Below are 8,372 nucleotides of genomic sequence, written 5' to 3' on the forward strand. Positions count from 1 at the left end.
GCTGTGCCCCTACTATTCCACACAATTAAAATTGGCTATGTTGCCTCTACGAAGCATTTTGCAACTCAGCTGTGCGTATTGAAAGCTGCTGTGTCTGATTACCCCGTTGGACTTTCACCTGTAATACTTGACCAAGACGGCTGTCTTCCACAAAGTTCTGCAATTGTTCAGCACTGGTAATAGCTTTACCATCAACTTGAAGAATTACATCCCCGCGCCGGATACCCGCAGATGCAGCTGGAGAATTGGGGACAACTCGCATGACAAAAACACCATTAATTTCTGGTATTTGAATCGGAGAGTTGGGATCGGTGTTATTTTGCTTGGCAAGATCGGGTGTCAAAGTTAGCATTTGTACGCCCAAATAAGGGTGAGCAACTTTGCCATCACGTTGCAGTTGCATGGCGATCGCTTTGGCTTTATCGATAGGAATCGCAAACCCAATACCCATTGCATCAGGACGAATGGCTGTGTTAATGCCAATCACTTCACCTTGCCCATTTAATAGTGGCCCGCCAGAGTTACCAGGGTTAATCGCGGCGTCTGTTTGAATGAAGTCCAAACGTTTGTCACTAATGCCAACTTGGGCGCTGGAACGTTTGAGGGTACTGACAATTCCCAAGGTAACGGTGTTATCAAATCCCAAAGGATTACCAACTGCGATCGCCCAGTCTCCGACTTGAACATTACTGGAAGAACCCAAGGGCGCAACTGGCAAATCGTTACCAGCATTAATCTTGACTACTGCCAAATCTGTGACTTCATCAATACCTTGAACTTTCCCTTCAAAGGTGCGGCCATCTTTGAGTCGGACTGTTACTTTATCAGCCTTATCGACCACATGAGCATTAGTCAGAACTAACCCGCTTTTGTCAATAATGAAACCTGAACCTAAACCGCGCAACTGCTGCTCAGAAGGCATCTGTTGGGAAAAACCGTCACCAAAAAACCGCCGGAAAAAGGGGTCTTCCGAAAATGGATCAACGCGACGAGTAATTGTCCGCTCAGTATCAATGCGGACAACTGCTGTGCCTACACGATTCACTGCTGCTGTGACAAAGCTAGTGCCACCGATCGCAGCAGTGGTTGGTGATTGCCGTTGGTCAATTAGTTTTGAAGTATCTCCAGGAATTACACTGGGTGCTGATTTGGCTTGGGAAGGTAACACTTGAAATGTACTAACTATTAGCACAACTCCGAGCGCGATCGCGAACACATCAGTAGTAAGTTGACGTAGAGATCGGTATATTTTGGGAAATCGCATAATCACAGCCAACATTCTTATAAGCTTAATTGTTGCTTAGTTGTGACAAATCTATATACAGTTATTTTTACCTAACTTTTAAACAAGATTTCATTCCGACTAGTTGCGCCTAGCTGGGGTAAAGAGTTGATCGCTGAGTGGGGAGTAATGGCAGCAGGAACGGCCAAAGGTAGTTGTAATTGTTTGACAAGACTTTGCAATAGTTGGTCTTGTCCAGTCCGCAAACCCCAGACATTTGTCCCCCGGTTGATAATCGCAAACCAAACCAAACCGCGATCGCGTGTGGGCATCACTCCCGCTAAAGAGCTTACATCCCGCAGGGTACCAGTTTTGATCACAGTCGCCAAGGGAATGTGTCTGGCGTGTAGTGTCCCTCGGTGATCAAATCCAGACATGAGGAACAAGTCAGCTACATTTAGTTGATGGCTAGATGCCTCAATTTGAATCGCCATCAGCATGGCACAGATAGCCCTGGGGGAAATGCGATTTTCCGGGCCTAGTCCAGAACCATTGATTAATTGAATTTCCTGTTGTGGCACCCTAGCAAGGCTGGCGGCGGTTGATTGCACCACAGTTGCTCCCCCTAGTGAGTCTGCCAGCATCTCTGCCATATCATTGTTACTGTAAACGTTCATTTCCTTGATTAATTGCTTCAAGGGCAACGAGCGATGACGTAGTAATAAAGTTTGTTGAGGATTTGGTTGGGACTCAACTTTTACCCCACCTGTAATCACAACTTGAGGTTTGGGTGTTCCCTTGGGCATAATTGAGTAGGTGTAAATAGCAGGGCGACCCCAAGTTGCACGATTTAGTATTTGCTTGAGCATCATACCCGCCAGCATCGGCTGACGTTGGAAATTCATGGCAAAACTGCCATTAATGATCAAATTTCCCTTTACCTGCTTGATGCCCATTTTATTGAGAGTATTACCAAGAGCGATCGCTTCTTCCCAAACAAACAAAGGATCGCCACGGCCTGTAATCACCAAATCGCCCTGCACAACTCCATTTATCACTGGCCCAGTGACGCTGACCAAAGTATCAAATTGGTAATCTGGCCCCCAAGTTTTCAAAGCAACTAATGTCGTGGCAATTTTGGTTAAAGAAGCAGCAGGCAGAGGTGTTGTACCTTGGTGATTTGCCATCAGCATCGGTCCCGACTGCATCCAAATTCCCTGATTCTCAACCAGATTTGGCGTTACCACTTTTGATGTTATCAGCTTTTTCAAATATTCCTGCACCGTATTCGCCCCAGCTGGATTGGGATCAGGAGCAAGAACCAAGCCAGGGCTACTTTGCCAAGTCAAAGCATCTAAGGCATCTAGATGCTTGATTTGTACCCCGGCCATTTCCAGCCAAAGCGACACCAAACCTGAACCCAATAATTCCAGCATATTTTATTCCTCTGTTAGGATTCTGAGATGTTCTTTCCTGTGCTAATATACAAGCTTTTTTAGGATAATCAGTCTTGAGTTATAATAACTGGTGTTTTTCTGATGTGTAAGTAGGGTATAGCAGTGAATTTATTTATCAGTAATCAAAAACCTAACCGCCCAGACTAGGCTGGGCGGTTAGGTTTTTCTATGTAGCCGCAAGCAGCCAATCGTTTCTCAGAATTAAGCACTTTTAAATTAGCCAGGACTTACGCATCAAGTACGAAATGTAGGGGCAATTCATGAATTGCCACTACGGTAAATCAAGCCTTTCACTGCCTTTTTGCGTAAGTCCTGTTAGCTTTGATCCAAACGCAATACTGCCATAAAAGCTTCCTGGGGTACGTCCACGGTACCTACAGATTTCATCCGCTTTTTGCCTTTTGCTTGCTTCTGTAAGAGTTTCTTCTTCCGGCTGATGTCACCACCGTAGCACTTGGCTAGCACATCTTTCCGCAAGGCGGGAATGTGTTCGCTGGCGATAACTTTACTGCCAATAGATGCTTGAATTGGCACCTTAAATTGATGGCGGGGAATTAGTTCCTTGAGTTTTTCTGCCATTGCCCGCCCAACGTTGTAAGCTTTATCTCGATGGACAATCATCGCCAAGGAATCCACCGGATCGCCATTAATCATGATATCCAGCTTCACTAGAGGATTTTCACGGTAGCCGATCAAGTGATATTCCATGCTGGCATAACCGCGCGATCGCGACTTCATCTGATCAAAAAAGTCAGTCACAACTTCCGCCAAAGGTAGCTCATAGGTAAGTGTAGTTCGTCCTTGGGCGAGATATTTCATATCCTTAAAGATACCACGGCGATTTTGTGACAACTCCATCAAGCTGCCCACATAGGTTTCCGGCGTAATCATCTCTACTTGGACGTAGGGTTCTTCAATTTTTTCGCGATCGTTGGGAGAAGGTAAGCGACTAGGATTATCGATGTACAGTTCCTCACCTTTGAGGGTAATCACCTTATAAACCACCGAGGGGGCTGTAATGATTAAATCTAGGTTATATTCTCGCTCTAGACGTTCCTGGACAATTTCCATGTGCAGCAAACCCAAGAACCCGCAACGGAAACCAAACCCCATCGCGCTCGAAGTTTCTGGTTCGTAGTGCAGCGCTGCATCGTTGAGTTCGAGCTTTTCTAGGGCTTCCCGCAAATCTTCAAATTGGTCAGCATCAATGGGGAACATCCCACAATAAACCATCGGCTTTGCTTCTGCATAGCCTGGTAAGGGTGACTCTGCTTTCGCCTTACTTAGAGTAATTGTGTCTCCTACCCGTGCATCGGCTACAGCTCTAATTGACGCTCCCAAATAGCCTACTTCCCCAGCGTGCAGTTCTTCGACTTGCTTTTGAGTAGGAGAAAGGACACCTAACTCATCAATTTCAAACTCTTTACCGGATGCCATTAAATGGATGCGATCGCCTTTTCTCACGGTGCCATCCATCACCCGGAAATACACAATTACTCCCCGGTAACTATCGTAATAGCTATCAAATATTAACGCTCGTAAACGTTCATTTATCGTATTGGGCGGTGGCGGTATCCGCTCGACAACTGCTTCTAAAATCTCAGCAATACCAATTCCTTCTTTAGCAGAGGCCAGAATCGCCCCACTACAATCTAGACCGATAATTTCTTCAATTTCGCCAATTACCCGTTCTGGTTCAGCCCCAGGCAAATCGATTTTATTCAAAACCGGGATAATTTCCAGGTTACTCTCTAAGGCTAAATATACATTTGCCAAAGTTTGCGCCTCCACACCTTGGGACGCATCCACTACTAACAACGCTCCTTCACAAGCAACAAGAGAGCGGGAGACTTCATAAGAAAAATCCACATGTCCAGGAGTATCAATTAAATTCAGCACATACTGCTGACCATCTTTAGCTGTGTAGTTCATCCGGGCAGCTTGCAGCTTAATTGTAATGCCACGCTCCCGTTCTAAGTCCATATTGTCGAGAAACTGTTCCTTCATCTGCCGGTCTGCAACAGTGCCAGTAGCTTGCAGCAAGCGATCGGCGAGGGTTGATTTCCCGTGGTCGATGTGAGCAATAATACAAAAATTGCGAATGCGAACTGCGGGAACGTCAGTCATATACTATCTTTGCCTTAGCAGCAACCAAAGTTAAAAGAGCAATTTACTTAATGTATTTTAATGCTTTCTTAGCCAAGACGCTCCTAGCTTTTAGTGGGGAGTTAGGAGTTTGGAGTTTGAAGTAGAGACGCGATTAATCGCGGCTGTAACAGGAGTTATTATTTCCCGACAATACCCAATGCCCAATACTTCTCTTCTTAGGCTACGCCAACGACTTCTCTACCAGACGCTGTTCGCGTTCGCTCAGTACAAGTGCCCAATGCCCCTCTTTGCCGATCTTTAACTTTTGATCTAAATAGGTGGACTTTTAAGAATATTATGAAAGTCTATTTGTCTGTGCTGGTATTGATCAGCTAGGAGCGTACAATAAATGTAAATAAGTACATCTAGGGATCATCTAGGGATCATCGGCAATTACCACCCGTAATCGTCCAGAATCACTGATTTACCGACAAAACTTCTAAAGCCATTGTCTAGTCAGTTATATGAAAAATGCGATTTGAAACTTAAAGCTGTTAGTTTGGTGCTATTTCGGGGAACTATATAACTGTTCCCTTAAATATTTTTCAGTGAATTAGCCCAAATGATCAACATAACTACTTTACAAAGCTTTAAACAAAACCAATTCAGAGTATATCAAACCTATGAATATGCAAGAGAAAACTACCGAAGCGGAAAACACACGAGCGGATAAGGTAGAAATTGCTGTCCGCCTAGATTCCAAGTTACTAGAGCAAATCCAGCATCTTACCAATGACCCAAGTAAAGTGATTGAGGTGGCGATTCGCCAGTGGTTGCGGGGTGAAATCCTCAGAGATGATGAATTGACGCGCACCCCTGTACGTACTTCCGTTCCTCCTCGTGGTGAATGGAACGATTGACACCATCATTCAGCTGTGAATGCAAGTTAAAAAAGTAAAGTTTGCCAATCTGCATTTCAAAACACCAAGAAATACTCAACAAAAAACGAAAAAGCTGTAAAAATTTATGCCAAAATTTGAGCAGTTTTAGTAAAATTACGGTCGGATACCCTTTGCTTATCCAACTCAATTAATGATTATTACTGCCAATTCCCAATTGCCAAATGTATTTTCCCAAAAACTGGAATCTATTACCAGTAAGACTGATGACTCATTACCAACTCTAGGAGCGGAGTTGGTATATACGCAAGATGTGGCAGGGCGCTATCTGACCTTTTGTTGGCAGCATAGCGAACTCCTGGGGTTAAATACCGAAAAAATAGTTGACGAATTGAACCAAACCCAAACCTTTGCCCCGGTGGATAAGGTTACTTATTTGGAACGATTGCAGCGAATTTTGATCAGTTTGGTGCCAGAAAGGTTTCAGTGTTGGTTTAGCTACCATCAGGAATTATTTGAGTTGGACTTAGTGATTAGTCCGATTATGCCGAGTTTGGGAACGGCTGCCACTACAGTTTTAGTAATGGGACGATTAGTACAAGCGACACTTAACAAAAAACAAGTGCGTGTTGTATGTAAAACGCCCACACAAATAGAGTTGGCAATACGTTCACAGCAACACCAAAAACTGATAAATCGGATTACCAGAAATATTCGGCGGACATTGGATTTAGATATTATTTGGCAGCAAACAGTTGACAGTTTGGGGAAAGCACTGCGGCTAGAGCGCTGCATTATTTGTCCTTATCAGCCCTCTAGCTCAAAAGTGGAGGTGAAGGCTGAGTATCGCCAGCCAGAACTCAAATCAATGCTTGGCTGTGAAATAGATATAGCTTCTGAGCCTGCCTTTGTTCAGGTGTTGGCAACCCTAGAACCAGTTGTGATGGAAGTCGCTGGATACAAAGAGTCTGGGCGGGAGAAAACTTTGGTGATTGCGACTTGCTATCAAGACCAGGCGAATGGATTGGTTGCCTTGAATTGGCAGGATGAATGCTATACATTAACAGAATCGGAATTAGAACTGGCAAAAGAAGCCGCAGATCAATTGGGAACTGCGATCGCCCATGCTACTTTATATAAAGAATTAGAAGCAGCGCGTCAAAAAGCCGAAGAAGCTTCCCGGCTCAAAAGCGAGTTTCTGGCTAATGTATCCCATGAAATTCGTACCCCCCTCAACGGCATGATTGGCTTCTTGAAGCTGATTTTGGAAGGGATGGCAGATGACCCAGAAGAACAAAACCAATTTTTGGCAGAAGCTCATCACTTATCGATACATCTGCTAAATATCATCAACGATATTTTGGACATTGCCAAAATCGAAGCTGGTAAAATGGAGCTAGTTTACGCTCCAGTCAAGCTAGATGAGCTATTCAGTGCTGTGGAAAATTTCATGCGTCCCCAAGCAGAAATGAGAAACCTCAGCTTTCGGATGCAAATGCCTGCTATCTCCGATGAAATCATTGTCCAAAGCAACTACCAACGGTTGCTACAAGTTATGCTCAATTTGGTAGGTAATGCCATCAAATTTACCCATGAGGGCGGCATCACCGTCAGCGCCGATTTAGTAATCAAAAAAGCAAAGCCGAATTTTCAAGGTCAGGAATTTCCTGGCATGGTGAGAGTCCGGGTGGCAGACACTGGCATCGGTGTTTCCTTAGACAAACAAGATAAACTGTTTCAATTATTCTCTCAGGTGGATGGCTCTCGCACTCGCCACTACGGCGGTACAGGTTTAGGACTGGCAATATCCCAGAAGCTAGTGGAAGCAATGGGCGGCGAGGTACATTTTTATAGTCTGGGCGAAGGACTTGGCTCAACAGTCACATTTACAGTGCCACTATATCAACAACCAGTTATGGTTTCATCTAGTGATAGCGATTCAGACTGTATAGGTTAGAGCCTCTTTGATAACCAGGTTTTGTTAATCCTTTTACAGATAATGAAATCAGACAGGTTAATTAGTTATGCCTGTGCTTATAGCTTTTTGTTATTGAATAATCAAAAAGTTTTTTAACTCAAGTCTTTTGACATCAGGACTGTTGAAACGCTCACTATAGCTGTACTAGGGCTTAAACTAGGGGAGTTATCATTGCGCTTCTAACCAAGCCTGTAAATCAGCCACGCTGGTAAAATCTAATAGTGCTTCGCTCAAATCTTCTAGAACAGGCAAAGGTAAATTAGAAACTGAGGAGCGTATTTCCTCAGAGAATTCTTGCCTAAATCGTTTAGTCAACTGACGAATTACAAGATTAGCTGCCTCTTCTTGTCGTCCTTCTGAGCGTCCTTCTTGTCGTCCTTCTTCCTTGATTTCTCGATAAACTCGCGTTTGCTGTAGTGTTATACTTAACATTTGTTCTACATCCCTTTGACTTAATTGTTCAAACTTGTACACCATTATTGTCGTGATCATCTCTATTATGACGCGACTTGCAGTTTCAGACTGTTCAACAAAAGAACGCTCAAGTAAATATCTAGCTTCTTGTGGTGCTTATTCTTCTGCTACAGTAGTTAACACCATCAGCGCTACCCATAAAGGTAATTGGCGAATATCCCCTAATTCATCCAGATACACGCGATGCACTTGGTTTCCGTTGAGCTATTTCCGACAGCAGCCCCACACCGTCCCGAAGGGCGGTGCTGGGAAGA

At 44.2% G+C, this 8,372-nt stretch carries 5 protein-coding genes and 1 pseudogene; 2 read left to right on the forward strand and 4 right to left on the reverse strand.

Annotated elements, in window-relative coordinates:
• Positions 1–46 precede the first annotated feature (46 nt).
• From HWQ38_RS31835 to lepA, 3 genes are all read right to left on the reverse strand, one after another.
• Positions 47–1,264 (reverse strand): HhoA/HhoB/HtrA family serine endopeptidase, encoded by a 1,218-nt coding sequence (locus tag HWQ38_RS31835; RefSeq protein ID WP_292801832.1) that lies wholly within the window; start codon positions 1,262–1,264, stop codon positions 47–49.
• A 71-nt stretch (positions 1,265–1,335) separates the two neighbouring features.
• On the reverse strand, positions 1,336–2,658 hold the full coding sequence (locus HWQ38_RS31840; protein WP_292801834.1) for a D-alanyl-D-alanine carboxypeptidase: 1,323 nt from the start codon (positions 2,656–2,658) through the stop codon (positions 1,336–1,338).
• Between the two features lie 336 nt (positions 2,659–2,994).
• Positions 2,995–4,806 (reverse strand): translation elongation factor 4, encoded by a 1,812-nt coding sequence (gene lepA / locus HWQ38_RS31845; RefSeq protein WP_292801836.1) that lies wholly within the window; start codon positions 4,804–4,806, stop codon positions 2,995–2,997.
• Between the two features lie 644 nt (positions 4,807–5,450).
• On the opposite strand from lepA, the gene HWQ38_RS31850 reads away from it, so the two are divergent.
• Both HWQ38_RS31850 and HWQ38_RS31855 read left to right on the forward strand, forming a co-directional pair.
• The gene (locus tag HWQ38_RS31850; protein WP_292801838.1) at positions 5,451–5,687 is read left to right on the forward strand and encodes a hypothetical protein; all 237 of its coding nucleotides are present in this window, start codon (positions 5,451–5,453) and stop codon (positions 5,685–5,687) included.
• A gap of 172 nt (positions 5,688–5,859) precedes the next feature.
• Entirely contained in the window at positions 5,860–7,623 is a 1,764-nt protein-coding gene (locus HWQ38_RS31855; protein WP_292801840.1) for an ATP-binding protein, read from the forward strand.
• A 189-nt stretch (positions 7,624–7,812) separates the two neighbouring features.
• Here HWQ38_RS31855 and HWQ38_RS31860 read toward each other — a convergent pair.
• Positions 7,813–8,322 (reverse strand): annotated as a pseudogene (locus HWQ38_RS31860) (Rpn family recombination-promoting nuclease/putative transposase); the annotation flags it as partial.
• Positions 8,323–8,372 lie beyond the last annotated feature (50 nt).

This window comes from Nostoc sp. NMS7 (genome assembly GCF_017115085.1).
Taxonomy (GTDB): domain Bacteria; phylum Cyanobacteriota; class Cyanobacteriia; order Cyanobacteriales; family Nostocaceae; genus Nostoc.

Coding starts and splice junctions, on each gene's coding strand:
- HWQ38_RS31840 (WP_292801834.1), bottom strand. CDS start 2,658: ATGCTGGAATTATTGGGTTCAGGTTTGGTGTCGCTTTGGCTGGAAATG.
- HWQ38_RS31855 (WP_292801840.1), top strand. CDS start 5,860: ATGATTATTACTGCCAATTCCCAATTGCCAAATGTATTTTCCCAAAAA.
- HWQ38_RS31835 (WP_292801832.1), bottom strand. CDS start 1,264: ATGCGATTTCCCAAAATATACCGATCTCTACGTCAACTTACTACTGAT.
- lepA (WP_292801836.1), bottom strand. CDS start 4,806: ATGACTGACGTTCCCGCAGTTCGCATTCGCAATTTTTGTATTATTGCT.
- HWQ38_RS31850 (WP_292801838.1), top strand. CDS start 5,451: ATGAATATGCAAGAGAAAACTACCGAAGCGGAAAACACACGAGCGGAT.